At 41.1% G+C, this 25,298-nt stretch carries 27 protein-coding genes and 1 pseudogene; 19 read left to right on the plus strand and 9 right to left on the minus strand.

Annotation, left to right across the window (positions count from 1 at the left end; genetic code table 11):
- The first annotated feature begins 25 nt into the window (after positions 1 to 25).
- From MHB38_RS04055 to MHB38_RS04065, 3 genes are all read left to right on the plus strand, one after another.
- Positions 26 to 1,630, plus strand: a complete 1,605-nt coding sequence (locus MHB38_RS04055; protein WP_202734638.1) for a helix-turn-helix domain-containing protein — start codon at positions 26 to 28, stop codon at positions 1,628 to 1,630.
- 111 nt (positions 1,631 to 1,741) lie between these two features.
- Positions 1,742 to 2,668, plus strand: a complete 927-nt coding sequence (locus MHB38_RS04060; RefSeq protein WP_202734637.1) for an ABC transporter substrate-binding protein — start codon at positions 1,742 to 1,744, stop codon at positions 2,666 to 2,668.
- Positions 2,669 to 2,680: 12 nt separating this feature from the next.
- Entirely contained in the window at positions 2,681 to 4,396 is a 1,716-nt protein-coding gene (locus MHB38_RS04065) for an ABC transporter ATP-binding protein (RefSeq protein ID WP_202734636.1), read from the plus strand.
- Between the two features lie 251 nt (positions 4,397 to 4,647).
- On the opposite strand, the gene MHB38_RS04070 is transcribed toward MHB38_RS04065, so the two are convergent.
- The gene (locus MHB38_RS04070; RefSeq protein ID WP_008341684.1) at positions 4,648 to 4,974 is read right to left on the minus strand and encodes a YnfA family protein; all 327 of its coding nucleotides are present in this window, start codon (positions 4,972 to 4,974) and stop codon (positions 4,648 to 4,650) included.
- A gap of 354 nt (positions 4,975 to 5,328) precedes the next feature.
- On the opposite strand from MHB38_RS04070, the gene MHB38_RS04075 reads away from it, so the two are divergent.
- The 6 genes and pseudogenes from MHB38_RS04075 to MHB38_RS04100 all read left to right on the plus strand — a co-directional run bounded on the left by MHB38_RS04075 (position 5,329) and on the right by MHB38_RS04100 (position 9,161).
- A complete protein-coding gene (locus MHB38_RS04075; RefSeq protein WP_008341682.1) occupies positions 5,329 to 5,895 on the plus strand; it encodes an RNA polymerase sigma factor in 567 nt (188 codons plus the stop codon).
- Positions 5,892 to 6,650, plus strand: coding sequence for an anti-sigma factor (locus tag MHB38_RS04080; protein WP_202734635.1), 759 nt, complete (start codon positions 5,892 to 5,894; stop codon positions 6,648 to 6,650). Before MHB38_RS04075 ends, MHB38_RS04080 begins: the two co-directional genes overlap by 4 nt.
- A 99-nt stretch (positions 6,651 to 6,749) precedes the next feature.
- Complete coding sequence (locus tag MHB38_RS04085; protein WP_202734634.1) at positions 6,750 to 7,247, plus strand: hypothetical protein; 498 nt, start codon at positions 6,750 to 6,752, stop codon at positions 7,245 to 7,247.
- Positions 7,248 to 7,336: 89 nt separating this feature from the next.
- Positions 7,337 to 8,344 carry a zinc-binding alcohol dehydrogenase family protein gene (locus MHB38_RS04090; protein ID WP_341002505.1) on the plus strand — a complete coding sequence of 336 codons (1,008 nt, stop codon included), beginning with the start codon at positions 7,337 to 7,339 and terminating at the stop codon, positions 8,342 to 8,344.
- Positions 8,345 to 8,357: 13 nt separating this feature from the next.
- Positions 8,358 to 8,885, plus strand: a pseudogene (locus MHB38_RS04095) (YfiT family bacillithiol transferase).
- Between the two features lie 12 nt (positions 8,886 to 8,897).
- On the plus strand, positions 8,898 to 9,161 hold the full coding sequence (locus MHB38_RS04100; protein ID WP_035391285.1) for a hypothetical protein: 264 nt from the start codon (positions 8,898 to 8,900) through the stop codon (positions 9,159 to 9,161).
- A gap of 38 nt (positions 9,162 to 9,199) precedes the next feature.
- Here MHB38_RS04100 and MHB38_RS04105 read toward each other — a convergent pair whose 3' ends face one another.
- Positions 9,200 to 9,679, minus strand: a complete 480-nt coding sequence (locus tag MHB38_RS04105; protein ID WP_008341672.1) for a MarR family transcriptional regulator — start codon at positions 9,677 to 9,679, stop codon at positions 9,200 to 9,202.
- A gap of 168 nt (positions 9,680 to 9,847) precedes the next feature.
- Between MHB38_RS04105 and mprF the strand changes: the two genes are divergently transcribed.
- From mprF to MHB38_RS04120, 3 genes are all read left to right on the plus strand, one after another.
- A complete protein-coding gene (gene mprF, locus MHB38_RS04110; RefSeq protein ID WP_041090743.1) occupies positions 9,848 to 12,418 on the plus strand; it encodes a bifunctional lysylphosphatidylglycerol flippase/synthetase MprF in 2,571 nt (856 codons plus the stop codon).
- A gap of 93 nt (positions 12,419 to 12,511) precedes the next feature.
- Positions 12,512 to 13,060, plus strand: a complete 549-nt coding sequence (locus MHB38_RS04115; RefSeq protein ID WP_008341670.1) for a thioredoxin family protein — start codon at positions 12,512 to 12,514, stop codon at positions 13,058 to 13,060.
- A gap of 338 nt (positions 13,061 to 13,398) precedes the next feature.
- On the plus strand, positions 13,399 to 13,866 hold the full coding sequence (locus MHB38_RS04120; RefSeq protein WP_007496690.1) for a thiol-disulfide oxidoreductase DCC family protein: 468 nt from the start codon (positions 13,399 to 13,401) through the stop codon (positions 13,864 to 13,866).
- 35 nt (positions 13,867 to 13,901) lie between these two features.
- Here the strand turns inward: MHB38_RS04120 and MHB38_RS04125 are convergent, their stop codons facing one another.
- Complete coding sequence (locus tag MHB38_RS04125) at positions 13,902 to 15,158, minus strand: transcriptional regulator (protein ID WP_008341668.1); 1,257 nt, start codon at positions 15,156 to 15,158, stop codon at positions 13,902 to 13,904.
- A 270-nt stretch (positions 15,159 to 15,428) separates the two neighbouring features.
- On the opposite strand from MHB38_RS04125, the gene MHB38_RS04130 reads away from it, so the two are divergent.
- The gene (locus MHB38_RS04130) at positions 15,429 to 16,016 is read left to right on the plus strand and encodes a nitroreductase family protein (protein ID WP_234891336.1); all 588 of its coding nucleotides are present in this window, start codon (positions 15,429 to 15,431) and stop codon (positions 16,014 to 16,016) included.
- A gap of 34 nt (positions 16,017 to 16,050) precedes the next feature.
- Here MHB38_RS04130 and MHB38_RS04135 read toward each other — a convergent pair whose 3' ends face one another.
- From MHB38_RS04135 to MHB38_RS04145, 3 genes are all read right to left on the minus strand, one after another.
- The gene (locus MHB38_RS04135) at positions 16,051 to 16,206 is read right to left on the minus strand and encodes a YfhD family protein (RefSeq protein WP_048002109.1); all 156 of its coding nucleotides are present in this window, start codon (positions 16,204 to 16,206) and stop codon (positions 16,051 to 16,053) included.
- A gap of 61 nt (positions 16,207 to 16,267) precedes the next feature.
- The gene (locus MHB38_RS04140) at positions 16,268 to 16,378 is read right to left on the minus strand and encodes a YfhE family protein (RefSeq protein ID WP_017358836.1); all 111 of its coding nucleotides are present in this window, start codon (positions 16,376 to 16,378) and stop codon (positions 16,268 to 16,270) included.
- Positions 16,379 to 16,430: 52 nt separating this feature from the next.
- Complete coding sequence (locus MHB38_RS04145; protein ID WP_202734630.1) at positions 16,431 to 17,330, minus strand: TIGR01777 family oxidoreductase; 900 nt, start codon at positions 17,328 to 17,330, stop codon at positions 16,431 to 16,433.
- Positions 17,331 to 17,425: 95 nt separating this feature from the next.
- Between MHB38_RS04145 and recX the strand changes: the two genes are divergently transcribed.
- Both recX and MHB38_RS04155 read left to right on the plus strand, forming a co-directional pair.
- A complete protein-coding gene (gene recX, locus MHB38_RS04150) occupies positions 17,426 to 18,217 on the plus strand; it encodes a recombination regulator RecX (RefSeq protein ID WP_017358838.1) in 792 nt (263 codons plus the stop codon).
- A 3-nt stretch (positions 18,218 to 18,220) separates the two neighbouring features.
- Entirely contained in the window at positions 18,221 to 18,535 is a 315-nt protein-coding gene (locus tag MHB38_RS04155) for a YfhH family protein (RefSeq protein WP_008341991.1), read from the plus strand.
- Between the two features lie 226 nt (positions 18,536 to 18,761).
- Here the strand turns inward: MHB38_RS04155 and MHB38_RS04160 are convergent, their stop codons facing one another.
- Entirely contained in the window at positions 18,762 to 18,935 is a 174-nt protein-coding gene (locus MHB38_RS04160; RefSeq protein WP_003217811.1) for a YpzG family protein, read from the minus strand.
- A gap of 25 nt (positions 18,936 to 18,960) precedes the next feature.
- Positions 18,961 to 19,110, minus strand: coding sequence for a small, acid-soluble spore protein K (locus tag MHB38_RS04165; RefSeq protein WP_003217849.1), 150 nt, complete (start codon positions 19,108 to 19,110; stop codon positions 18,961 to 18,963).
- A gap of 116 nt (positions 19,111 to 19,226) precedes the next feature.
- Here MHB38_RS04165 and MHB38_RS04170 point away from each other — a divergent pair, with 116 nt between their 5' ends.
- From MHB38_RS04170 to MHB38_RS04180, 3 genes are all read left to right on the plus strand, one after another.
- Positions 19,227 to 19,499, plus strand: a complete 273-nt coding sequence (locus MHB38_RS04170) for a YfhJ family protein (protein ID WP_017366871.1) — start codon at positions 19,227 to 19,229, stop codon at positions 19,497 to 19,499.
- A 301-nt stretch (positions 19,500 to 19,800) separates the two neighbouring features.
- Positions 19,801 to 20,784 (plus strand): glycosyltransferase family 2 protein, encoded by a 984-nt coding sequence (locus MHB38_RS04175; RefSeq protein ID WP_017366872.1) that lies wholly within the window; start codon positions 19,801 to 19,803, stop codon positions 20,782 to 20,784.
- Positions 20,785 to 20,871: 87 nt separating this feature from the next.
- Positions 20,872 to 23,466 (plus strand): YfhO family protein, encoded by a 2,595-nt coding sequence (locus tag MHB38_RS04180; protein ID WP_202734629.1) that lies wholly within the window; start codon positions 20,872 to 20,874, stop codon positions 23,464 to 23,466.
- 22 nt (positions 23,467 to 23,488) lie between these two features.
- On the opposite strand, the gene MHB38_RS04185 is transcribed toward MHB38_RS04180, so the two are convergent.
- Complete coding sequence (locus MHB38_RS04185) at positions 23,489 to 24,622, minus strand: FAD-dependent oxidoreductase (RefSeq protein ID WP_202734628.1); 1,134 nt, start codon at positions 24,620 to 24,622, stop codon at positions 23,489 to 23,491.
- A gap of 206 nt (positions 24,623 to 24,828) precedes the next feature.
- On the opposite strand from MHB38_RS04185, the gene MHB38_RS04190 reads away from it, so the two are divergent.
- Positions 24,829 to 25,296, plus strand: a complete 468-nt coding sequence (locus MHB38_RS04190) for a DinB family protein (RefSeq protein WP_202734627.1) — start codon at positions 24,829 to 24,831, stop codon at positions 25,294 to 25,296.
- The last annotated feature ends 2 nt before the right edge of the window (positions 25,297 to 25,298 follow it).

Raw genomic sequence — 25,298 nt, forward strand, 5'->3', positions numbered from 1 at the left:
TTTTATATGGAAGGAGAAAGAGAAAATGACCGCCTATACTCATACAATTCTTCGCATGAAAGAAAGCAGTAAACGATCTCTTTCTGTGAAACAAACGGACTCATGGCAAACATCTTCACTGATGTTCTTGACAACGGACGGTGCGGTGAGACTTGATATGGAAGGAATTCGATATGAGCTAAACGCCAAAGACAGTGTATTGATCCGCTCAGGTATAGATGTCATGATTCAATCTTTGTCCAGCGAGCAAGTGGTGATCTATACTGTCACATTTGATCAATTCACTCTGGCACATGATGCACAAAATGAATTGGTCTATAAGGTGAATCACGATGACCTCCCTGATAACGGTGAAGTGGTGAAAGGCTCTGCCGTCCTTTTTTCTTACATCAAACAAATACAGACGAGCCAAATCATACAAGAACAGGCGAAATGGCTGGAAGAAATCATGTTCATTTTCCGCAAACAATCCAAGCCATACAACGAAAAAGTGCATTATTCAATTAACATGATCTTGCAGTATATGGCTGAGCATTATGATCAAAAACTAACAAGAAAAGACTTAGCTCATAAGATGGGGTTTCATGAGAGTTACTTTTCTACCTTTTTCAAACAAAGTATGGGGATGAGTGTGACAGAATACATTGCACAAATTCGAATAGACGAAGCCAAAAAACGTCTTTTACAAACAGACGATCAAATTCAAATCATAGCACGGCAAGTCGGGTATGCAGACAGTTTATATTTCAGCAGGAAGTTCCGTCAAAAAACAGGAAGAACGCCCAGTCAGTTTCGAATGAACCGAAGACCAGAGCGGATTGCTGCTTTTCAATTTGTCGGGTCATTGGTTGCAATAGGCATTGAGCCTGTTTGTATTGACGAAGAAACCGATCTCCATTCAGATATACTCAAAGAACATCTGGCTAGTTCGCTCGTCATAAATGAACACACGCCTGATGACGTCTTTAAATCACTTCAATTAGATGTCATCATCGTCCCTAACTATTATTATTCAAAACCTGCATTGATCAAGCGATTGGAGCAAATCGCACCTGTTCTTGTTCTGCCATACGCCGGTCATCATGCTGTACAAGATGTACTGTCTATAGGACGCCTTTTAGGAAGAGAAGATGAGGCAAACGATTGGGTGAAACGATTTGAACAGCATAGTCAACAGGCAAGAAACACCCTGTCTTCCTTTAGAGAAAAAGGCGAGACCGTTGCAATCTATGAAATGAGAGGACATGACAAAGTGTATATGTGGTCCTATGAGGCAAGAGGTGCCTTCTATCTTTACGAAACGCTTGGCTTAAAACCTCCAAAAGCCATTTTAGAAGAAGTTCTTCTTCCTAATCAACATACAGTCATTCCTTTAGAGAGACTTGGAGAATACGAGGCGGATCATATGTTTTTTATTGTCTCTGACCAATATGGGTGGTATAGGCAAATGGACAAGCGAATGGAAGAAAGTGATGTTCTTCGTCAATTATCGGCTGTGAAAAATGGTACCTTTTATCCAGTAAAACTGGAGGAGTTTCGATTTGATGAAGGAGAGCGTGCACTTCTTTTAATGGACCGGTTTGTCTCTCAATTGACACAGCCAGCCTATCCAACAATTGTCCATATGTAAGTTGCGAGAATCCTCCATAGACCACGACAGATGAGGTTGATAGAATACATGAGACTAGTAATTGATAACTATTCTCATTTGTAGTGGCGAAAATGAAGGAGGAATATGGAGATGAAAAAGACGTATTGGATATGTGCTGTCATTCTTCTAATGATATTGACGGCTTGTGGCAATAAAGAACAGACCAAAACAGCAGAATCAAAGCAAGAAACGAAAACGGTTGAAACAGTGAAAGGAAAGATAGAGATTCCAGCTGAACCTAAACGAATTCTCGTAGATGGATATTTAGGGAGTGTGATTGCACTTGACGTTCAGCCTGTTGGATCGACAACGCAGGATTTAAAGAACGTACACTTAAAGGGCAAGATAAAAGGAATAGAGGACATCAGTGACGAGCGTTCAGCTGAAAAAGCACTTAGCTTAAAGCCTGATCTGATTATCACAGCGGTACAGGATGAAAAAGTCTATGATGTGTACAAAAAAATAGCCCCTACCATCGTGTATCCTTACGGTTCTTTCAAAGATGTACATGAAGAATTAACGACGCTGGCAAAAATTTTAAATAAAGAAGAGGAAGGAAAAGCATTCCTCACCGCCTTCGATCAACGAATTGAGGCTGCTAGGAAAAAAGTGAAGTCTGCTTTAAAAGAGAATGAAACGGTCTCGATCATGGGTGCTTTTAAAAATGATGTCTATGTATATGGTAACGGAATTTATCGAGGCGGGCAGGCATTATATCAGCAATTACAGGTAAACCCGCCAAAACAGGTCAGAGATACAATTTTAAAAAGTAAGACAGGGTATGAAGTCATTTCGTATGAAACCCTTCCTGAATATGCAGGAGATTACATTTTCATTGATGAAAGCAACGGCGGAACATTTGATAAAAACAATTCTATTTGGAAGAGTCTAGAATCTGTCAAAAAAGAGCAGACCTATCAAATGGATACAGAGTTCTTCTGGCCTTACGATCCGATTGCAGTAGCCAATCAAGCGGAAGAGTTTGCTGACATATTGACAGAAATGTCTGATCGGTAGGAGGTCTGTCAATTGTTAAAGCGTTTCTTCTCATACTACAAACCATATATGGGGCTGTTTATATTAGATTTTTCCTGTGCGGTACTGGCAGCCTTACTCGAATTATCCTTTCCCCTTGCCATCAGTAAAGTGATGGACGATTTGCTGCCAAATGGTGATTGGGATGCCATTTGGTTTTGGGGCATTCTGCTCCTCAGTTTATACGTGATCAGCTCTACGATGCATTATGTCGTCACCTATTTTGGGCACAAATTAGGCATTAATATTGAAACGGATATGAGGAATCAGCTATTTTCTCATGTACAAAGAATGTCCTTTCGCTTCTTTGACAAAAAGAAAACGGGAAAACTCGTGTCCCGTATGACAAATGATTTAATGGATATTGGAGAAATCGCGCATCATGGCCCGGAGGATTTATTTATCGCTGTGATGACACTCACAGGTGCCTTTGGTTTGATGCTGTCGATTAATTGGCAGCTGGCGGTTCTCACATTTATTGTCGTTCCATTCTTGATCGGATTATCCGTCTACTTTACGAAAAAAATGTCTGCTGCTTTTGATAAAATGTTCTCGAGTATTGGTCAATTCCATTCACGTGTGGAAAACAATATTAGTGGCATACGGGTTGTGAAAGCATTCGGAAATGAATCACATGAAATGGACCGATTTATTGAACATAACGAGCAATTTAGAAAGACAAAGCTAACCACATATCAAATGATGGCTGTGCATACCGCTGTTAGTCATTTTCTTATTAAGAGTGTGACAGTGTTTGGCCTTGTATGCGGCGCATGGTTTGTGCTGCAAAAAAATATGACGTATGGGGAATTTGTGTCATTTGTGCTATTAACAGGCATCTTCTTAGGACCCATTCAACAAATCAATGCAGTCATTGAAATGTATCCAAAAGGTGCAGCGGGCTTTAAACGATTTGCATCACTCATCGATCAATCGCCAGATGAAAAGGACGCGGATGATGCCATTGAAGTTGATCAGTTGAAAGGGGATATCGTTTTTGAGCACGTGTCTTTTCAATATGAATTAGACAAACCGGTTCTTCATGACATCAATCTTGAGGTGAAACAAGGAGAGACCATTGCGGTCGTAGGTCCCTCTGGTGCTGGAAAATCGACGCTTTGCAGTTTACTGCCACGCTTTTACGAATGGCAGGAGGGAACCATTACAATTGATGGCATAGAGACAAGAAAGATGACACTGCCTTCGCTGCGTAGACAAATTGGTGTCGTGCAGCAAGATATTTATTTATTCCATGGGACCATCCGAGAAAACATTTTATACGGAAAACTCGATGCATCTGATGAAGAAGTGTGGCAGGCAGTGGAGAAAGCCCAACTGAAGGATCTTGTAAATAGCTTGCCAAATGGGCTTGATACGATCATCGGTGAACGCGGAATGATGTTATCTGGTGGACAAAAACAGCGTATCTCCATTGCACGTATTTTCCTTAAAAATCCACCAATTTTTATTTTAGATGAAGCCACATCTTCACTGGATACGGAGACAGAATCCTTTATTCAGGGCTCACTTGAAGAACTATCTGAAGGACGAACCACGTTTATTATTGCGCATCGCCTAGCGACCATCCAGCATGCTGACCGGATTGTAGTTTTAACAAAAGAGGGCATCAAGGAGCAAGGCGGGCATGAAGACCTGCTGGAAATGGACGGGATGTACCGGCGTTTGTATGAAACACAGTTTAGAATGTAAAAGAGGAAAAGCCGGCATATTGCCGGCTCAGCGTGTAGACAAACCCTCGCATTCGGTGTCAGTCCTGCGCTTCGGTGCTCACGAATGTCAAATTCGCTCCGCGCCGATGCTCGTCCTTCCTAGGGCTGCAAAGGTTTTCTATCACGCTGAAAAGAAGACAAAGGGCTAAAATAAAGTTCATTTTAGCCCTTTGTCAACAATCTGAAGCCGGCATATTGCCGGCTTTTTAGCGTGTGATCATCATCCGACCATTAACTGCGGGGGGCAAATAACATCACACTGACACCAGCTAAACAGATCAAAGCACCCACCCAGTCGTACAGATCAGGGGTTTTGCGATCGACCCACCAGCCCCAAAACACAGCGAGAACGACAAAAACACCGCCATAGGCCGCATAAACCCGCCCAAAGGTCGGGAACTGCTGGAATGTAGGAATGACGCCGTAAGCGACCAAGATGAGGCTACCTGCGATTCCGTAGCTGACGGGTTTTGCTTCACGCAGCCACAGCCAGACAAGATAACCGCCGCCTATTTCAGCCAGACCAGCTAATAAAAAAAGAACAATCGTTACAATCATTTTCGGACACTCCAGTTCTCCTGTTTCGTTCTATTATGACATGATGAAAGGATGCGTTCTACCTGATGTAAATTGAGAGCCTGACGAGAGTTTGCTAAAATCAACTGAACAGTGAATGAAACACATGCATTCTTGACTTTCCTTGAGGTGGGTGATCCAAATGGTCAATCCATCCGTTTAGTAAGTACATTCTCATGAGGAACACATTTCCTTTTTCAGCGCTCTTTTTTTCTCCTTGAAAAAAGAGTAAAGTACAAAGGAGGCTTATCTCAGCAATTTGAGTGATGAGCCATACGTGAAGATTTCATGATGAATGCATAATGCTCTTTCTCATGAAAAAGGAAGGAGATGACCATGGACACACTGAAGGATTTTGAGCTGTATCACAAGATCAAACATGATCGACACAAGCCCTCGCTTGAAATATTGTATGATCGCTATGAACGTGTGTTATATTCGTTTATTTATAAAATGACTGGAAACCGTGAGCTAGCGGAGGAAGTGCTTCAAGAAGTCTTTATCAAGCTCTGGCGCGGCATAGGAGAATACAATACAGATAAAGGGAAATTTTCCTCATGGTTATTTATGATGTCACGAAACACGGCAATTGATCTATTAAGGAAACACCGAAATGAAACAGCTCTTGAAGATGAGCATATTGAATACTTGGCAGATCATCAAGAAGATGTGTCAAAAGAAGTAGAATGGAACGAAGAAAAACAAATCATACGTGAAGCAGTATCAACATTGTCGAAAGAACAGCAAACCATCATCGAAGATGTCTATTTTAAAGGAATGACACAAAAGAGCATTGCGGAAAAACTTGGCATTCCTATTGGAACGGTGAAGGGAAGAGTTCGATTGTCATTGAAGCATTTACGAACGAAACTGTCTCGCGGAGGAAAGGAGGAAGAGGCATGACTCAGTGTAAACATCAAGTCATTGATTACTTTAACGGGCATTTACAAGGAGAAGAAAAGGCGCAGTTTGAAGAACACATCAAACATTGCTCGGATTGCAAAGAAGAGCTTGAAGAACTGACATCGCTCATGTCTGATATTCCGTTTCTAGCAGAGGACGAAACGCCTCCGGCAGGGATGAAAGACCGCATTTTATCAAGAGTATTTGCAGAAGAGATACGAGAGACAACAATCGCTGCAACATCGAACCCGCCTCAAGATCTCAAAATGGTTCGTGATGCAAATGAGATGAAACCGCCAATGAAGAAGAAAAATCAATGGCTTTTGCCTCTCGTTGCCGCACTACTTCTCATTTCTGCAGCTGGGAACGTGTATTTCTTAACAAATGGAACAGATCAAGCAGAACAACCTGTCAAAGTTGTTGCGACAAAATCACTGGCATCTGCCGAATCGGCAAAAACAACGGGTGCTTTTTCAGTGATTGAGCATCACGGCAAAAAAGAGCTTGTCGTGAGTGCCGACGGATTAAAAGGCCAGCTTGATTCATCAGCTGTTTATCAAGTATGGCTCATTAAAGGAGATCAGCCCGTTCCGGCCGGTGCCTTTAAAACAGATAGCAAAGGGGAGGGCACCGTCACCTATGCGTTATCTGAGAAAGAAGCAAACGAATCATGGGATACGGTGGCTGTCACCCTTGAACCAAAAAAGGATAACAAGCTTCCGCAAGGTCCTGTCGTACTGAGTGCTGCATTTTAAGCTTGATTCATGAAGGATGCCTTTTTCAGGGCATCCTTTTTTGATAGGCAGAAGGAACCTTATGACAAATGAGACGTACTACATATAGAGGTGAGACACATGCAGCGATACATAGAAAAACAACTATTTCTCTTATCAGCTAGACACGCATTTACCGCATTTTATTTTTTGGTGATCCCATTCATTATAAAAGACCTTTTTGAATCAACTCCTTTATTTATGGTCATGATCGCTCTTTTTATCATTCATCATCTAGTGACAAGTATCGTATGGTTTTATAAATCGAAAAATTTTCGAAAGCGTCAATCAGGTGACCTAACCAAATGGGGACATCTCGTTGTCCAGATCGTGCAGAGGCTCGAACAGCTCATGATGCTCGGTTTTGTGATGTTATTGATCAGTGGATGGATGCAGGGAGACATTTTGACGCTATCATTCACAATTTTTCTGTTCATCGTCGTTTTCTTGCAGCACATTCAGTTTTATTATGTTCAGTACTTTTTTAAATCGAACGGCTGGTTCACCTATGTCCTCTCTTTACAAAAGGCTCGTCCTTCTTACATAGTGAGGGAACGAAAGGCTTTGAAGAAATCCTAAATGTGCAATCGCTTGCTGACTGATCCATCAGCATCAGAAATGTATGATAAAATGTGGAAAAGAAGCATGGAGAAAGGGAGTGCGAGCGAGTGAAAGCAGTTGGATTATTTGAGTATTTGCCAATTGAGCATAAACAAAGCCTGATCGATCAGGAGGTGGCAAAGCCCAAAGCAGCTGGCAGGGATATTTTGGTGAAAGTAGAGGCTGTGTCGGTGAATCCAGTGGATACAAAGGTGAGGTCACCGAAGAATCAGAAGGAAGAAGAACTGAAAATTCTTGGCTACGATGCAAGCGGTACGGTGGTGGAAGTAGGTGAAGCGTGTACGTTGTTTCAGCCGGGTGACCACGTCTATTACGCAGGAGATATCACGCGACAAGGCTCAAATAGTGAATACCAGCTTGTGGATGAGAGAATTGTGGCGAAAAAGCCTGCAAATCTCTCTTTTGCCGAAGCAGCTGCCATGCCTCTTACAACAATTACGGCATATGAAGCGCTATTCGACCGAATGCATATGAAGCGGAATGCAGAAGGCTCGACCCTGCTGATCATCGGTGGTGCAGGCGGAGTGGGCTCCATTGCCATTCAACTCGCCAAATTAGCGAAAGCAACTGTGATCGCCACTGCTTCAAGACCTGAAACAAATGAATGGTGTCTCTCATTAGGGGCTGATCATATCATTGACCATCACCAGCCGCTCTTAGCGCAGCTTCGGGAAAAAGGGATTGGCGAAGTGGATTACATTTTATGCTTAAATGATACAGATGGCCATTTCAAAGGGATGGCAGAAGCGATTAAACCTCAAGGGACGATCTGTACCATTGTTGAAAATCAGCAGCATTTAGACATTCAATTACTCAAAAATAAAAGTGCTGCATTTGTATGGGAATTCATGTTCACACGGCCGATGTACAAAACATCGGATATGATGAAGCAGCACGAGCTTTTAAAGGAAGCGAGTACATTATTTGAAGAGAAGAAGTTAAAACATACATTAACAAAGGTGCTCAGCCCCATCAATGCCGCCAATTTGAAGCAGGCACATCAAACACTTGAGCAAGGGAAGATGATAGGTAAATTTGTTCTAGAAGGATTTTAAGGAGGGGCAGCAGATGACATCATTACAATATCCGATTGGCTTATATGAACCGGTGGACCAACACACGAAAAAGCAGCTGGAGGCATGGATTGATGAGCTGGCACTCATTCCTCAAAAGTATGAAGAGGCAGTTGTCCCATTGACAGATGATCAGCTGGATACCCCATATCGGCCAGGAGGATGGACCGTTCGTCAGCTCATTCACCATGTAGCGGACAGCCATCTGAATGCCTACTTGCGATTTAAACTTGCGCTGACATAAGAAACACCGCACATACGTCCATATGATCAGGAGGCATTTGCTTCACTTCCTGACAGCAAGGCGTCTATCAGTCTATCACTGCCGTTAATCAGCAGTCTGCATCGCCGATGGGTCACATTACTTCGCGAGATGACAGAGGAAGATTTCAACGCTGCATATTACCATCCAGCTGATCAACAAACGGTGTCCTTGTATGATGCAACAGGAATGTACGTCTGGCATTCACAGCATCATCTTGCCCATATCACGGAATTAATCAAAAGAAATCAGTGGAAGTAAAGGAGTCAACACATGTCTAGTAGAAGAATTGTCGGCGCTATGTTTATCTGCATGGCGGCATTGTTTTATATAGCAAAATTCGTTTTGTTTGAGATTCGTTATGGTGGAAATGTAAGCACAGTAAGAACGATCGAGGAACTGGAAGATATACTCCCAGGCGGTACGTGGATCAGCATCATTTTTCTCATTATCGGTTTAGGTTATCTCCTGTGGGATGATCGGGAAGTCATTCGTCAATATCTTTTCACCCCAGATAAACAAGGAAAAGAAGAATGAAAAAAGACGGACCTCAAGTGACCGTCTTTTTTCCTTTTTTAGCCACGTTCAGGACGAAGTGCTTTTTCTAAAATGGCTAGACCTTCATTGACTTTTTCTTTTTCTTCGTCATTGAGCCGTTGCAGGGAATTTTTAATTTTTTCATGCCCTTTTTGATAAATACTTCTGAAAATATTTTTCGCTTCCTCTGTCAATTCTACGACAATGATTCGACGATCACGCTCAGAATGCTTTCGTTCCACAAAGTTCGATTGTTCTAACCGATCAAGCAGCCCTGTCATATTGGACAAAGAAGCCCCCATTTTTTCAGCAATTTCGGACACTTTAAGAGAGCCATGGTTATTGAGCAGCATGAGCACTTTCATTTGAGGCATACTCATATCAAGCTTCATCCATTCAGAAACATCTCCAAGTCCTGCAGCAGTGAGCACTTTCATATACAGCACCCATGTCTTTTTTTCCTCAGGAGATAGGATTTCCTCTTTTAGTACGGTGGTGTCATGAATATTATATTCCACGCTTGTTCACTTCCTTTAAGCGGCTCTTTTCTTTATATTACTGATTTTTACTTCTAATTGAAAGTATCATGAAGCTTTTGAATGTTAAACTGCATGAATTAAGTGGTATTTGTTGTATAATAATGGTCAGTTGAAATTAATGAAGCAACTTAGAAAGTTGGGAAAAACATGTGGAACAAAAAAACGGGTATGACGATCTTAAAAATGCTCTTTCCGATCGTGATCATCCTTGTCTTAATTTTTGTCGCCAAGCAGGAGCTGAGCGGCCTTTCCATTAAAAAGACGTTTTATATTATTGACAGCTTGAATCGAATGGACTTGTTTATTCTAGTCTTTCTTGGACTTGTCGCTGTTTTATCCATGTCCTTATATGATTTTATTTTAAGAAAAAGCCTTGATATGCCCATCAGCGGCTGGAAAACGATCCGAATTTCTTGGATCGCCAACTCCTTTAACAGTGTACTTGGATTCGGTGGTTTATCAGGAGCAGGGCTTAGAACGCTTCTATACAAGGAATACATAACAGATACGAAAAAACTGCTGAAAGGGATTGCCCTTTTGACATCCTCCGTTCTACTGGGCTTATCTATTTTCAGTGATTTGATTTTAGTTAGGGTCCTGCCAGTTGAAAGTATTATTAGTCAGGAGCCGTGGTTATGGGCATTTGTCATTATTTTTGCTTGTATTGTACCCATTTACATCATCATGGCGTCCATTCGAAAAAGCTCGATTGAGAGCGGTGAAAACGGACTGAAGCACCCGATCTATGCTTATATTGGTGCATCGTTTTTAGAGTGGCTGGCAGCTGGTCTTGTCATGTACATGGCTGTTGTCTCTATGGGGATGAACGTTGATGTCCGAATTGTATTAGGCGTCTTTGCGATTGCGTCAATCGGCGGTTTAATTAGTATGGTTCCGGGCGGATTTGGTTCGTTTGATCTGATCTTTTTACTCAGTATGCAATACATTGGGTTTGATAAAGAGATGGTGCTGACAGCGCTTGTCTTGTACCGCTTCGTTTACTCCATTTTCCCGTTTATTCTTGGACTTTGTCTAGCGGCATACGATTTAACTGGAACAACACTCAGGCGTCTTGAAGGCAATCCGAGAATGGCGCCTGCTATTGAAACAACAAACGTCTTAATTGTGTTGCACCGTGCTCTGCTTATCCGTTTATTGTACGGATCTTTGTCCATTTTAACGTTTGGAAGCGGTTTGCTCATTATGGCTTCCGTTGTGCTTCCTGTTGATCGTTTAGGTGTGATTACAACCATTCCACGCTTTTTGTTATCAGGATTTAATGGTCTTTCTTTAATGTTCGGGATCATTTTAATGATTTTGTCCATTGAAGTGTATAAAAGAACAAAACGGTCTTATCTATTGACAATGATTGCCCTAGCAGGCGGCTTTGTGTTTACTTTACTAAAAGGGTTTAACCTGAGTTTGATCTTTATATTGCCGGTCATCATGGTGGTATTTTTCTCGCTTCGAAATCAATTTGTGAAGCAGCAGGCGCCTTATTCTTTGAATCAGTTTGTGGCCGCCGCCGCCGGATATTTACTCGTGTTGTTTAACTATAATGTCATTGGGAACTTCATTTGGATGAAAATTGGTCATTTCTTAAGCAAGGACTATTTGGTTCATAATGAACGGCATATCACGATGACCAGTATGATTGCTTTAATTGGCGTCCCTCTTTTCTTTTTCATTAGCAAATTGATTTTTAATAAAAAAGCAGTTCCAATCGGCGAAGAAGCCGATGAAGAAAAATTAAAAACTTTTCTCGAAGAAAAGGGAGGAAATGCTCTTAGTCATCTAGGTTTTTTGGGAGACAAAAAACTGTTTTTCTCAAGTGATGGAGAGGCGATGCTTCAGTTTGGCCGGATTGGCCGCTGCGTTATTGTGCTTGGAGATCCTTCTGGCCGTAAAGCCTCTTATCCGCTTGTACTAGAAGAATTTTTGGAGCAGACAGAAAAAGCAGGCTATCGTGTCGCTTTTTATCAAGTAGAACGTGAAGGAATGGCGCTTTATCATGACCTAGGTTTTCACTTCTTTAAGCTTGGGGAAGAAGCCATGGTCGATTTAGAAACGTTCTCTTTGTCAGGAAAGAAAAAATCAAACTTACGGGCTGTCGCAAATAAATTTGAACGAGAAGGCTATACGTTTGAAATGCTGGAGCCGCCCTTTTCAGAGGAATTGATTTCAACCTTAAAACAAATCTCTGACAGCTGGCTGGGCAAGAAAAAAGAAAAAGGATTTTCATTAGGCTATTTCCATGAAGACTACCTTCAAAAAGCACCGATTGCGATTTTAAAGGATGAACAAGGGCAGATCATATCTTTTGTGTCCTTAATGCCGATGTACCAAAAAGGAGAGATATCCATCGACCTCATGCGTCATATGCATGATGCACCGAATGGGATGATGGATGCACTCTTTATCCACCTTTTTCAATGGGCGAAAGAAAAAGGCTACACATCCTTTAACATGGGAATGGCGCCATTATCGAATGTAGGCACGTTCCACCAGTCCTTTCTGACAGAACGTTTGGCGAGTGTCATCTTCAATAACGTCAGATATATGTATAGTTTCAGCGGCTTACGGTCGTTTAAACAGAAATATAAACCAGAATGGCGCGGAAAATATTTAGCGTATAAAAAGAATACATCACTGCCTGTCACAATGGTGCTCGTCACTAAGCTGATAGGAATGGACCCAAATCGAAAACGGCGTCCATAAGTCCAAAGAACCTTTACCTTTCACTAGGTGAAGGTTTTTTTAGACAAAAGAATAGCAAAAGTGGTAAAGTTGAAGGGTAAGGGGGATGTTCACATGACACTAAATGAATGGTTTACAAAGGGATTAGCTGAACGTACATATGTACACAACATGGAGAAAAACCGTGAAAACTTACTCACGGTGTACAACCAGTACGCAATTCATCAAAAGGAAAAAGAGCTGCTTCAAAAACTTCAAAAGAAAAAACTGAGAGCGCTTGTGATCACGGCAGATTGGTGCGGTGATGCGATGGTCAATGTACCTATTTTCATGCGTATTGCAAATGAAGCACTGATTGATGCGCGCTATTTCATTCGGGACGAGCATCTAGACCTGATGGATCAGTATTTAACGAACGGGACCGCAAGATCAATTCCGATTATCGTCATCATTGATCAGGACGGGAAAGAAGTGGGGAAATGGGGACCTCGCTCAGCAGAAGCTCAGCGCTTTGTCGACGAGAAAAAGCCGGATAAAGATGCACCTGATTTTGAGGAAGCATTTAAAGTGTTTGCGAAAGAAGCCGCACATCACTATACGACAGATCGTTACTTATGGAAAGATATTGAGAAAGAAATAGTAGAAGTTTTGGCAAAAATATAAACCAAAAGACTACTTCGCCGCAATGGGAAGTAGTCTTTTTTTATCTTGTTTTTGCGTTTCACCTACAAAACACCGCATAAAGATGTAGAAAAACCGCAGAATTCTATCAAATACCGCAGAAAACCGCAAAGCATCACGATTTTCCCAACCACTTTTAGTTGAAAAACCTCATATATGCCATGAAAACAGCTATTTTGCCCTTATCTAAAGGCTCATATAACGCACGTCGGATGGCTTTTTCCCAATACAAGAGGCCCAGCAACTATAGTAATCTAGTTGTAATCTCCTTTGAACGAACTAAAAAAAATAAATGAAGGAAAAGGGCTGGCGATCAATTTATGAAAAAAATCATCTATCTCGATCAAGAAAAAAAGAAGCTCGCTGAATCAAAGAAAAGAGAACAGCGTTCCATCAAATCACTCAGACTGCTTGTGTTTTATGACGGACAAAGTCCTTCATGTGCAAAAGCGATTGACCTGTTGAAATCACTCGATTGGAAAAACCGAATTCACTTTGAATCATTTAGACACTCACAGCTGCTGAGACTGAATAAAATTAGTGAAGAGAAGGCAGAGAAACGAATCGTGTCTATTTCCTTAGCGAAAAATCAAAAAAACTCAGGGATTTATACTTGGCTGAGAATGGCTTGTCACATCCCTGCATTATGGGGAACGGTCCCATTCATTGTACTCAGCATTTGGCTTGGCTTTGGGCAGCATGCTTACGATTATTTTGCGAGAAAACGGTACATTCATTCAGTCGAACAAGTCACCCGTCCCGATACAGATCAACAAAAAACCATCTAATCATAGAAAAAGCATGACCTTCGATCGGCAGAAGGTCATGCTTTTTTGTAATATGGGATATATGATGCTAAGTGATCAAGTAGCTTCGTTGTGTAAGACATATAAGCACGCTTATCAAGCTCAGAAGCCGCATAGGAAAGTAAGGTTCTAAGAGCAAACAAGTACTCATTGTGGAGCTGATTGTGTTCAAAGTAAGGAATCGCTGCTTCTACTAAATAAGTTTTCAAATCATGAGGATTCTCTTCAATCATCAATTTATAGATTTTAATCATATATAAACAGTTTGGTTGAATACGAGGCTGTTTGAGCAGCTCGTGTATGTATGGAAGCGCCTTTTTGCGATCATATTCCGCATACAATGTCGCGATTTCATAAAGCGTTTCACAGTAACGATCTTCTATCTGTTCTTGATTAAAATAATTGAGTGAATCTAGTAAATAAGGCACAGCGGATGAGAAATCTCCTTGGCGTTTTAAGAGAACCCCGTAATAAAAATAAGCTGTCATCTTAATATAAGCATCAGGGTGAAGCGACGTGTGTAAAATCACTTCTTTTAAATATCTTTTAGCTGTTTGAAAGGCCTTTAATTCCAGTGAGATGACCCCATGAATGAGTGTACAATGGATGACCCGCTTGAAATTATTTTTTTGTCTATACAAATCCATTGCTTGATGTGTGGCCTCAAGCGCATCACCGAGATGCCCCATAGCTCCAAGTGCTTTTGCATAGTGATAATACAGGTCACTCTGTTCAACAGAAGCGTAAGAAAAGCAGCTTTCAAGTCTTTTCAATCCTTCTTCGAGCTGACCGATTTTAATCTGGTGGATGCCATCTAGATATTCAAACGTTTCTTTTTCTGTGTCAATAAAGGTTTTTTCAAACTTTTTAAGCACGCGGTGTGTTTTTAAGGCAAGCTGTTGTTTTTCTGTTAATAAATAAAATTGAAATAAGGACAAATGATACTGAATCCCTAAATCTAGCGAAAAGAACTGTTCCTCGTGATGAATGATCATTTCTGCATTTTGCTCTGCTTGATCGAGCGCATAGAAATACATGTTCATTTGAAACTCATCGAGCAATGACAGCAGGTGACGCGCCTTTTGCGACAGCGTTTCTTGACTAATTCCAAGCCGTTCAAGCAAAAGATTGATCGTATCTTGATTGGCCTCTTTTGAGCCATTTTCAATTTTACTTAAATGAGAGACAGAACAAATTCCTTCTGCCAACTCCGATTGGGTCATATTTTGTTTATAACGATAGAGTTTGATGATTTGCCCAATATTGATTTTCATTCCATCCAGAAGCCTCCCTTCCAATCATGGGTTGAAAGCTTTTTGAAAAAATAGCCGCATGAGACAAAGTGGAAATACCTGAAATCATTTCATCATCTTGGCTTTTTTCTCAAAATTTGTTTAAAACGTAATATGATTGTAACATTACTTGAAAAAGTCAAACAACTTTTTAGCAGAGAGGTGAGGTCCTATTTGCAAACAACACATGATCATGTTTATAATGTGAATGAGAATCAATTTCAATTAAGGTTGATTGAAAGGATGACATATATGCCAGAAACAAAACAACAAACAGAAGCGTTAACGGTTCGAGACGCTGTCAGATATAGACGATCGATTCGAAAATTCAAAGAAACGCCGGTGAGCATTGAACAGCTTCAGCCATTATTAGAGGACGCAGTCTATGCACCCAATCATAAAATCACGGAACCTTGGCGTTTTTTATATGCAGTGACGGATGAAGCAAAAGAGGTATTTGTGGAGCGGTTTATTGCTTTCTTTAAACGCAACAATCCAGACGCAAAAGAAGAAAAGATCAATCAGTACAGAGATTATTTTTCTAAAGTACCAGCACTTTTACTTGTTGTTCTAAAAGAAGACGAAAATCCAGTTGTGAGAAATGATGATTTTGCCGCTGTGAGTGCGCTCATTCAAAACTTCCAGCTGCTGGCTTGGGATCAAAGAATCGGTATGGTATGGAAGAGCGGCCGTATTTTATACGACAAAGGGTTTCAACAGGATATGGGATTAAAGGAAAACGAACGCTTTGCTGCGATTCTTCACATCGGTTATCCAGAAGAGGTGCCTGAGGAAAAGTCACGTCAGAAGGCATCAACCCTGCTAACTGAAATCAAATAAAAACAGACCTTGTGATAGGGTCTGTTTTTTTTACTTATTGTTTTTTGGCACGCTGATCGGCTGCTTTCATACGTGCCATCGCTTTTACGTCATTCGGATCTGCAAGTTCTTTGGAAAATTCAACATATTCGCCATCCGTCTCTTGTGCCGCAAGCTGCTGGTTGGATTTTTTGAGTTGGTCTTTTTTCAAAGCTTTTCCCTCCTTTACAAGATCACTTTAGTTATGTGCTTGTAAAAGAGGAATATCCGCTTTATTTGTTTCTTTTTTCTGCTGCTCTTTCCGCTTTTTTGAATTCCTGCTGATACAGAACTTCCTGGGTTTTCTTCAGTTTTGAAGTCGGCTGGTGTTCTTTTTTCTTCATCAAAATCGCCCCCTCATCTCATTTTTAATAGGATGGGTGTTTTTGACAACATTTATTCCTCTGAATGCAAAATCGCTTCTTTTAGCTCAGGGTGTAAAAATTCATAAGAAGACAGCAGTGCCTTTTTCGGCAGAGCACGTTGGCCTTCTAATACAAGCAATGACATGTCGCCAAGTGCGGTTTTGATGACAAAGGACGGCACCTTCAGCCAGTGAGGGCGATGAAGGACAGATGCAATGGTTTGCCCCAGCTGCTTCATTTGAACAGGATTTGGAGACGTGACATTGAGTGGACCTGATATGTGTTCATGGTGAATGGCATACGCAATGAGATGTGCTACATCTTCCACGTGAACCCATGATACCCATTGCGAGCCAGAGCCAATTGTTCCACCGGCAAACAGCTTGTATGGCAAGGTCATAAGAGGAAGTGTGCCTTTCTCTCCTAGCACTACCCCAAAGCGTGTATAAACCGTGCGAATACCGAGCAGCGCCTCAATTTTTTGCCCTTCAGCTTCCCAAAGCTTTGACGTATGACTTAAAAAGTCTGTATCGGCTGGAGGGGCCTCCTCCGTAAAATCCTCTGTCTTAGAAGTGCCATAGATACCGACAGCACTTGCTTGAATGAGCACAGATGGTTTCGATTCCTGCGCTTCTATAATGCGTCTCACTTCTTGTGTGGATTGAAGACGACTGGAGAGAATGCCTTTTTTTGCTTTGTCCGTCCAGCGTGTGAAAATGGATTTTCCAGCAAGGTTAATCCATACATCAATCGCAGGCAATTCATGTTCAGGCTTAGCACCTTCTGTCAGCCACTGCACATAGTGTAAATGATTTTGTTCGGATTCCTTTGGATTTCTTGTTAAAATATATAGATGATGTCCTTCAGCTGCGAGCACCTTTGTGACATGCTGGCCGATAAACCCGGTTCCTCCGGTAATGGCGATATTCAATTGACATCTTCTCCTCTCATATACATACCTATATCTTTCACGATTTTGAATCAGAAGAAACATCCTGACTGTTTGAAAAAAGGAGTGATCACAGGATGCCCTATATTACGAAAATCTCTGCTCAGAAAAACAATACAGAACGCGTGAACATCTTTCTTGATGAAAAATACGCTTTTAGCGTTGATCTAGATGTGCTCGTCCAGCATGATTTGAAAAAGGGAAAAGAGCTGGATGAAGCCGATATCATAGAGATTCAATTCGGTGATGCAGTAAAAAAAGGATTTCAGCAGGCCGTCGATTATTTATCGTATCGGATGAGATCAGTGAAAGAAGTCACCGATTATTTGACGAAAAAAGACATACCAGCACCTGCTATTAGTGAAATTATACACAAATTAAAACATTATAAGTATGTAAATGATCTTGAATTTGCAGAAGCATATGTAAGCACCCACCGAAAAACGAATAGCAAAGGCCCGTCAGTGCTAAAAAAAGAATTAAAGCTGAAAGGCATAGACGATGACACCATCGAACAAGCACTATCGCAATATCCGAATGATTTGCAGCTAGAGGAAGCAGTGAAACAAGTGCTGAAGCTGGTTAAGAAAGAGAAAAACCGGTCCGCAAAAGAAATTGAACAGCGTATCAAATTGCAGCTTCAGCGAAAAGGATTTTCATTTGATATCATTGATAAAGCCCTTCAAGAAGCCTATGATGGACAAGAAGAGGAAAAGGAAGAAGAAGCCCTTCACTATATGCTTGAGAAGGCAAAACGCAAGGTAGGATATGACGGATCATTTGAGAAAAAAATGAAAGTGAAGCAATTCCTTTACCGAAAAGGATTTGATCTTGATACAATTGATCACGTTTTAGACAAAGGGGAATGACAGATGGAAAAACGCTATAGTGAAATGACAGAATACGAATTAAAGCAGGAGATTGCCGCTCTTTCTGAAAAAGCAAGAAAGGCTGAGCAGCTAGGCATTGTGAATGAATATGCCGTGTTGGAGCGGAAAATTGACATGGCGAAAGCCTATTTATTAGATCCAGCTGCTATTCAGACCAAAACGACCTATCACATCAAAGATACAGACGAGCAGTTTTATGTGGAGTATTTAAATGGTGTTTTTGCTTGGGGCTACAGAGTATCAGCGCCAAATAAAGAAGATGCCCTGCCGATTTCAATGCTTACGCAAAAGGACTGATCTCTAGAGATCAGTCCTTCAGCGTGTAGACAAATCCTCGCATTCGTTGTCAGTCCTGCGTGCTGGTGCTCACGAATGTCAAATTCGCTCCGCGCCAGTACTCGTCCTTCCTAGACTGCAAAGGTTTTCTATCACGCTGAAAAGAAGACAAAGGGCTAAAATAAAGTTCATTTTAGCCCTTTGTCAACAATCTGAAGGACTGATCTCTAACGATCAGTCCTTTTCTTTACTTCGAACGTTGTTTACGGACGTTGTTCTGAAGTACGATGTCGTGCTGCGTTTGCTGCGTTTCTCCGTTGACCTGAGAGGCAGAATGTTTAGCATTCGCCCATGGTTGTGGGTAAGCGGTTGTTCTTAATTGAACAAAGTCTTCCATATACGATTTCCCATTTGAACTCATATCTCAAGCACTCCCTTTGGAAAAATTAGCGTTTCCCTGATGCCCTCATACGTTCCTGTGGACGTGTATTCGTCTCACCGTTCGGCCTTTTAGACGCATAAGCATCTGTGGCCCCTGGTTCGCCTTCAAACTTGTGATTCACTTGATTTGGAAAGCCCTTTGCTTTATTACGCATACTGATTCCCTCCAAACAATACAAATCATTTGCGTCTTTTGAAGACGTAAGGGTAGTATATGAAAAAAGAGATTTTTTTAAAAAGGCACTTTCTGCTAGATGAAGGAGGAACCAGTATGGAACAATATTTTGAGCGATTAACCGAACAACTAATGGAAAAAAACAATATGCTCACATATGAAGAAGCACGTACATGGGTAGAGCTCCTTTGGAGTGATTTTGAAACAACCTATGCAAAGGCTGGCCGCAAATATAAAGGACAGGAAACGACTGAACGGATTGTCCGAGAATGGATCGAAAGCTACGGCGCTCAGCTGCATTTATTTCAAAATAAACAATCGAAGGCAAATGAGCATCTGCAACAAAACGACAAAGGGCTACTGCATTAAAAGGGTTGCCCTTTTCACTTCGACTCATCTTTTTCAACAAACAGGAAAATATATAAATGACCAAACAATTTTATGAAACAATACCCAGTCTGTGATCAAAATTACAGGCTTTTTACAATGGATAAACTTAAAATTACATTAAATTCATGTTGGTGAAAATCACTGGAAATAAAACTCTGATATAATGTAACGATTAAGGATACATGAAATTTATGGATAATAAAAAAGGGTTTCGTTTTCTGACAAAAAAGGAATAATGAACATAACAGACTATGTGAAAAAAGTGAAGAGAAGGTGCGATATGGAACGGGAACTGCTCTCTGTTATAATTCCTTCTTACAATGAAGGTGAAAACATCAGACGAATCTTTGAGGCACTCGAGGAAGAGTTTCGCGATTTTCATTATGACTTTGAAATCATCTTTGTGAATGATGGAAGCAAAGACAATACGCTTCAATACATGAGAGAGCTCTCTCACAAAAGTGCAAAAGTCAAATACATTTCCTTTTCTCGTAACTTTGGGAAAGAAGCTGCAATTTTAGCAGGTCTTGAGCATGCAAAAGGGGAAGCTGCGATCATTATGGACGCCGACCTGCAGCACCCAACGTATTTGATTCAGGATTTTGTTAGAGGCTACGAAGAAGGTTATCATCAAGTCATTGCCAAACGAAACCGTAAAGGGGACAGCAAGCTTCGTTCTTACCTATCATCGATGTATTATAAAGTGATGAACAAGGTGGTCGAAGTGGACTTGCGTGATGGTGTAGGAGATTTCCGCTTAATTTCCCGTCAAGCGATCGACGCATTGCTTCAGCTGAAAGAGGGAAATCGTTTTTCAAAAGGCCTTTTTTGCTGGATTGGCTTTGAAGAAAAGGTCATCTATTATGAAAATGTGGAAAGACAGCATGGTGATACAAAATGGTCACTGAAGAAATTATTTAACTACGGGATTGATGGTGTCATTTCCTTTAACAACCGCCCGCTGCGTATTTGTTTTTATACGGGTATTTTGATCTTATTTCTCTCTTTGATTTACATCGTGGCGACCTTTATTCAAATCGTCAGAACGGGCATCATGGTACCGGGTTATTTCACTTTAATCTCAGCTGTGCTTTTCCTCGGTGGTGTCCAGCTCTTGAGTCTAGGTGTGATCGGAGAATACATTGGCCGAATTTACTATGAAACGAAAAAGAGGCCGCATTACTTAATTCAAGAATCAAATGTCATGGAACAAGAGACAAGCTCAAAAAAACAAGACCGAGTGTTAACGCAGTTATTTAAATAACGTGGAGTCAAATAACCGGCAAGCACGAATCGCTTGCTGGGTTGTTTTGTTTCAAAGAACAGTGGATCTTTTGGAGAAAGGATTTAGATGATGAAACGTAGATGGATACTCATTGGAATGTGCCTCATTCTTGCTTTATTAGGACACTCCTTTTTCTTATATGAATATACGCAAGGCCGATATATGACGGGAGATGGGGATGGCATTTCGCAAATGCTCCCGTTTAAAAAGCTGCTGTATGATGAATACGTCAAAGGAAACTTCTTTTATTCCTATCAATTTGGTCTAGGCGGCGGTACATATACGCAATTAGGTTATTATTTTACAACGTCGATGGTCTTTATGGTCACAGTCGCTGTCGTCTGGCTGTTGAATGCGCTTCACCTTATACAGTCAACAGATATTCACTTTTGGGCAAATGCTGTTATTTGGCTGAGTGTGATCAAGCTGACAGTCATTCTGTTCATCGCATATCGTGTGCTCCTTTCGATTGTGCAACATAGGCTGGGGGCGCTGACAGGTGCCGGTATTTACGGACTGTCTATTGTGTACTTTCGGCATCAAACGTTTTGGGAGTTTTTCACCGACAGCATGATGTGGCTTCCGCTGCTTGTGCTCGGGGTTGAACGGATTTTTAAAACAGGCAAGCCGGCTTGGTTTATTGCGGCTTGCAGTCTCATGCTGATCAATAATTTTTACTTTGCTTACATTCACTTTATCTTTTTAGCCATTTATCTCGTCTTCAGATATATGATCAAGCTTCAAAGCGAGGAGCGAGGCTGGAAGGTGTTCTGGACCCTTGCGATCTCTACGCTGTTATCGTTTGGGATCAGTGCTGCCTTTTTTATTCCGTCTGTTTACGGCTTTCTCAATAATGTAAGACCGCCGTATGAACAGGCAATTCCTTGGTTCGAGCTGCATGATCATCTGCTGTTTACAAGCAGGGTGTACTTATTGCCGGTCATCTTTCTGATTTGTCTGTTTCTCGTTCCGCTATACCGGAACAGATGGTTTTTCATGTTCACATCGATCAGTGTTCTGCTGATCATTTTTCACTACAGTCCAAAGATGGCGAGCGTGTTTAATGGTTTTTCTGCACCGCAGTACAGATTTGAATATATTCTTGCTTTTACAGTTGGAGCAGCCGTAGCCATCACCATCAAGCATTTCTCGCAAATGGAGTGGAAGTGGAAAACACGTGCGGTTTTAGGCGCTTGGATTGTATTCCTTCTCGCAGTCGCCCTTTCAGAACGAGCAAAGGGAAATATGGATGTTGTTGTATTTACCGGAATAGGACTGCTTGTGATCAGTTTGTTCTTCCTCTCAATACATGCGGGAAAACGTCTGCACCTTCGACTCTTTTCAGCTGTGCTCATCGTTGTGAGCTTACTGACAGCAGGCGTGTATCAGCAGGGCTACTTATTTGAAAGAAGCAATATTAAGAGCGTATCACATACGTATCTGAATAGTGAGGCGTATGCTGGACATGAGCAAATGAAGCTCATTCAGCAGATTCAAAGCCGCTCAAAAGAAGATCCGCTTGCCCGGATTGATTGGATGAACGGCGTGCGCAACAACACCCCGTTATTTGAAGGCTTTCAAGGCATGAGTGCGTATTCAAGTATATTGAATCAGCATCTGCTCCATTTCTACTGGAATGACCTGCAAATTGATATGGGACGGGAAAGTGTCAGCCGGTATGCAACAATGGGGGACAGGGCGAATTTATACAGTCTGACCTACGGGAAGTATTATATGAGAGACAAATCGATGTCTTTCTCACCGCCGGTTTATTTTAAGCCCATATTGGAAAGCGAACATTATGAAGTGTATGAAAATACACGCCCGCTCCCATTTGCAAGAACAACGAGTACCGTCTATTCAGAAAAGTCACTAGAGCATGTGTCAGCACTTGATAAAGAACATGCGATGTTGCAAGGTGTGATCTTAAACAAAAAAGGAAATGCTGAAATCGACCAATCGCCTGATCGAATAAAGGATACAAACATTCATACTGAACACGCGGTATACGAAAATGGCGTGCTTGATGTATACGGGGAAACGGGCGGGCTGAATATCACCCTTCCAGATGATATCGCTCGCGTGGGGGATGTGTATGTGAGCTTTTATGTGAAGCGGACCGACCGTAACGAAGGGTTTCAGTTATCTGTGGATGACTACGTCACATCACGCAAAAGCAATACGTCTATCTACAAAACAGGCGTTAATGACGTGACGATTCGAGTCCCTGCGGAAAAAATCCTTTCCATACGAGTGCCAAAAGGGACGTATGAGCTGAGTCAATTAAAGTTGTATCATGAGCCTTACCACACCCTTGCGCGGGCATATGAAAAAGAAAAACAGGATGATGGCAGCCAGCAGGTGAAGCTTAAAAATAACCGCTTTACGATTTCTTATGAGAACAAGCGCAGCGATGATTATATGATTCTGCCTGTTCCATATGAAAAAGGCTGGGAGCTCACGGTGAACGGCTATCAAACCGAGATTGAACAAGCCAATTATGCGTTTATCGGTTTTCCAATAGAAAAAGGAAAAAACGAGATCGTGCTAACCTACTATCCGCCTTATATCAGAATTCTCGCATTGATTTCACTCGTCAGTTTGATTGGTGCGATCCTTTATGCACGGAGACAACACAAGAAACACCACTTTTTAGCATAAGTGGTGTTTTTTATCTTTCATCTCATACGTAAGTTTTTTCATCCCATTCAATCGTGTATTCGTTCATTTTTTTATCAATATTGTTTTGAATACTCATGTGCTGAAATAGCGCATTCAATTCTTCTGTCCTCTTTCTTCGATCCTTTTCATAATAATAGAACGCATCTCGATAATCATGATCCCTTAGCATCTTTGCTATGAGCATGGCATCTTCTAGACTATACGATGCTCCTTGACCAACAAAAGGGTTCGCCGTATGTACCGCATCACCTACAAGAACAACACGTCCTTTTGACCACACAGGAAAATCCTTTATTTCATAGATACTTCTTGGAAAGAACATGTTTGTATGATCGATGATGTCAGAAAGATGTTTAGGAATGTTCCAATGTTCCATTTGTTTATATAATAACTGTCGGATGGTTTCTTTATTGGCTTTCTCAAAATGTTTTGTAGGTAACTTCTCAGGACACTGAGAGAAAGCTTGCCATAAAATATTCATTTTATTTGTTGGATGCGCTTTCCCAAAAATGAATTGAAAGTTTCCGTCATTGTAAAAATAACTTGTTGCCTCATCCAATACAAAATCCTTCACAAACGATACTCCTTGTAGTCCCCAAAAACCGCTATAGTCTAATTTAGCATTAAACGCAATAGCCTCTCTTGTTTTTGAAAAAGTTCCATCTGCTCCTATTACAATATCACCTGTTATCTCAGTTTCATCTTCAAAAAGAACCTGAACGGTATGAGGCTGCTGTTTGATTGAGATTAACTTTTTGTTGTATTTCACTTCTATTCCTTGACGGTGAACTTCTTTTAAAAGTGATTTGATGATTTGGTCTCTCATGACGTTCAGTAAAGGAGCATCATAATATTTTTCACTATAATTGTGAAAGATCGCTTCTACTTCATTTTCACTGTTTATTTGCTGGATCTTCTTTATCACGGTTGCATTTGCTATCACTTCATTTTTACACCCGATTTCATCCAAAATCTTTACCCCATTCGGAGACAGTAAAAAACCTGCTCCTGTTTCTAATTCTCCATCTGACCTGCTTTCATAAATCGTACTTTCCATTCCAGCCTTTTTTAAGAATAAAGAAGTAGCCAATCCTGCTACACCACTGCCGATAATGATCACATTTTGAGATTTCATTATTTTCCCTCCTATTTTATAAACAGACCGGTCGGTTTATTTTAGTGCAAAAAAATAAGCTTTTTCATATAGGACAGCGTATCACAATTCCCCCTCTTCATTTGGTAATTAAAGTATATGATAATATGTTATAAATGATTTCGCAAGAATGAAACTAACCAATTTCTGATCAACTTCTTTTAAAAACATGAAGGGGATAACAAAACATGAACAAAGACACCGTGATAAAACACTATGAACACACCCTTGAATGGGTACAGTCACTAACGAAAGTAACAGAAGAAGAATGGCGTAGCGCCATCGCTGAGGGAAAATGGAGTATTGCTGAGATCATCGCTCATTTCGTTCCATGGGATGAATTTATTTTACACGATCGCCTAAAGGAATTTTGGAACAATAAAGCGTTACCTCAGGCACCTGATGTGCATGAAATGAACCGGCAGTCAGCCGAAAGAGCAAGAAAGGAAGAGAGAAGCGAGACGATCGGGCGATTTATTGCTGTTAGAACAAAATTGCTTCAAGAAATGAAGAAAATCGAAGCACCTCGCTGGACTACACCCTTTCTGATCGGTCAAACCGAGCTGACGTTATCAAGTTATTTTCAAGGTTTGATTAAGCATGATCTTCATCATATGGAGCAGGTCAAACAAGCGCTCTCCACAAAAAGACGATAGCG

The organism is Bacillus sp. FSL K6-3176 (assembly GCF_038003325.1).
Taxonomy (GTDB): Bacteria; Bacillota; Bacilli; order Bacillales; family Bacillaceae; genus Bacillus; species Bacillus altitudinis.

What these genes read in the sequence shown, in the direction of transcription:
- MHB38_RS04115 (WP_008341670.1), top strand. Translation starts at nt 12,512, where the DNA reads ATGACACTAAATGAATGGTTTACAAAGGGATTAGCTGAACGTACATAT.
- MHB38_RS04080 (WP_202734635.1), top strand. Translation starts at nt 5,892, where the DNA reads ATGACTCAGTGTAAACATCAAGTCATTGATTACTTTAACGGGCATTTA.
- MHB38_RS04185 (WP_202734628.1), bottom strand. Translation starts at nt 24,622, where the DNA reads ATGAAATCTCAAAATGTGATCATTATCGGCAGTGGTGTAGCAGGATTG.
- MHB38_RS04180 (WP_202734629.1), top strand. Translation starts at nt 20,872, where the DNA reads ATGATGAAACGTAGATGGATACTCATTGGAATGTGCCTCATTCTTGCT.
- mprF (WP_041090743.1), top strand. Translation starts at nt 9,848, where the DNA reads ATGTGGAACAAAAAAACGGGTATGACGATCTTAAAAATGCTCTTTCCG.
- MHB38_RS04190 (WP_202734627.1), top strand. Translation starts at nt 24,829, where the DNA reads ATGAACAAAGACACCGTGATAAAACACTATGAACACACCCTTGAATGG.
- MHB38_RS04060 (WP_202734637.1), top strand. Translation starts at nt 1,742, where the DNA reads ATGAAAAAGACGTATTGGATATGTGCTGTCATTCTTCTAATGATATTG.
- MHB38_RS04075 (WP_008341682.1), top strand. Translation starts at nt 5,329, where the DNA reads ATGGACACACTGAAGGATTTTGAGCTGTATCACAAGATCAAACATGAT.
- MHB38_RS04070 (WP_008341684.1), bottom strand. Translation starts at nt 4,974, where the DNA reads ATGATTGTAACGATTGTTCTTTTTTTATTAGCTGGTCTGGCTGAAATA.
- MHB38_RS04130 (WP_234891336.1), top strand. Translation starts at nt 15,429, where the DNA reads ATGCCAGAAACAAAACAACAAACAGAAGCGTTAACGGTTCGAGACGCT.
- MHB38_RS04175 (WP_017366872.1), top strand. Translation starts at nt 19,801, where the DNA reads ATGGAACGGGAACTGCTCTCTGTTATAATTCCTTCTTACAATGAAGGT.
- MHB38_RS04160 (WP_003217811.1), bottom strand. Translation starts at nt 18,935, where the DNA reads ATGAGTTCAAATGGGAAATCGTATATGGAAGACTTTGTTCAATTAAGA.
- MHB38_RS04085 (WP_202734634.1), top strand. Translation starts at nt 6,750, where the DNA reads ATGCAGCGATACATAGAAAAACAACTATTTCTCTTATCAGCTAGACAC.
- MHB38_RS04170 (WP_017366871.1), top strand. Translation starts at nt 19,227, where the DNA reads ATGGAACAATATTTTGAGCGATTAACCGAACAACTAATGGAAAAAAAC.
- MHB38_RS04125 (WP_008341668.1), bottom strand. Translation starts at nt 15,158, where the DNA reads ATGAAAATCAATATTGGGCAAATCATCAAACTCTATCGTTATAAACAA.
- MHB38_RS04155 (WP_008341991.1), top strand. Translation starts at nt 18,221, where the DNA reads ATGGAAAAACGCTATAGTGAAATGACAGAATACGAATTAAAGCAGGAG.
- MHB38_RS04100 (WP_035391285.1), top strand. Translation starts at nt 8,898, where the DNA reads ATGTCTAGTAGAAGAATTGTCGGCGCTATGTTTATCTGCATGGCGGCA.
- MHB38_RS04055 (WP_202734638.1), top strand. Translation starts at nt 26, where the DNA reads ATGACCGCCTATACTCATACAATTCTTCGCATGAAAGAAAGCAGTAAA.
- MHB38_RS04120 (WP_007496690.1), top strand. Translation starts at nt 13,399, where the DNA reads ATGAAAAAAATCATCTATCTCGATCAAGAAAAAAAGAAGCTCGCTGAA.
- MHB38_RS04140 (WP_017358836.1), bottom strand. Translation starts at nt 16,378, where the DNA reads ATGAAGAAAAAAGAACACCAGCCGACTTCAAAACTGAAGAAAACCCAG.
- MHB38_RS04165 (WP_003217849.1), bottom strand. Translation starts at nt 19,110, where the DNA reads ATGCGTAATAAAGCAAAGGGCTTTCCAAATCAAGTGAATCACAAGTTT.
- recX (WP_017358838.1), top strand. Translation starts at nt 17,426, where the DNA reads ATGCCCTATATTACGAAAATCTCTGCTCAGAAAAACAATACAGAACGC.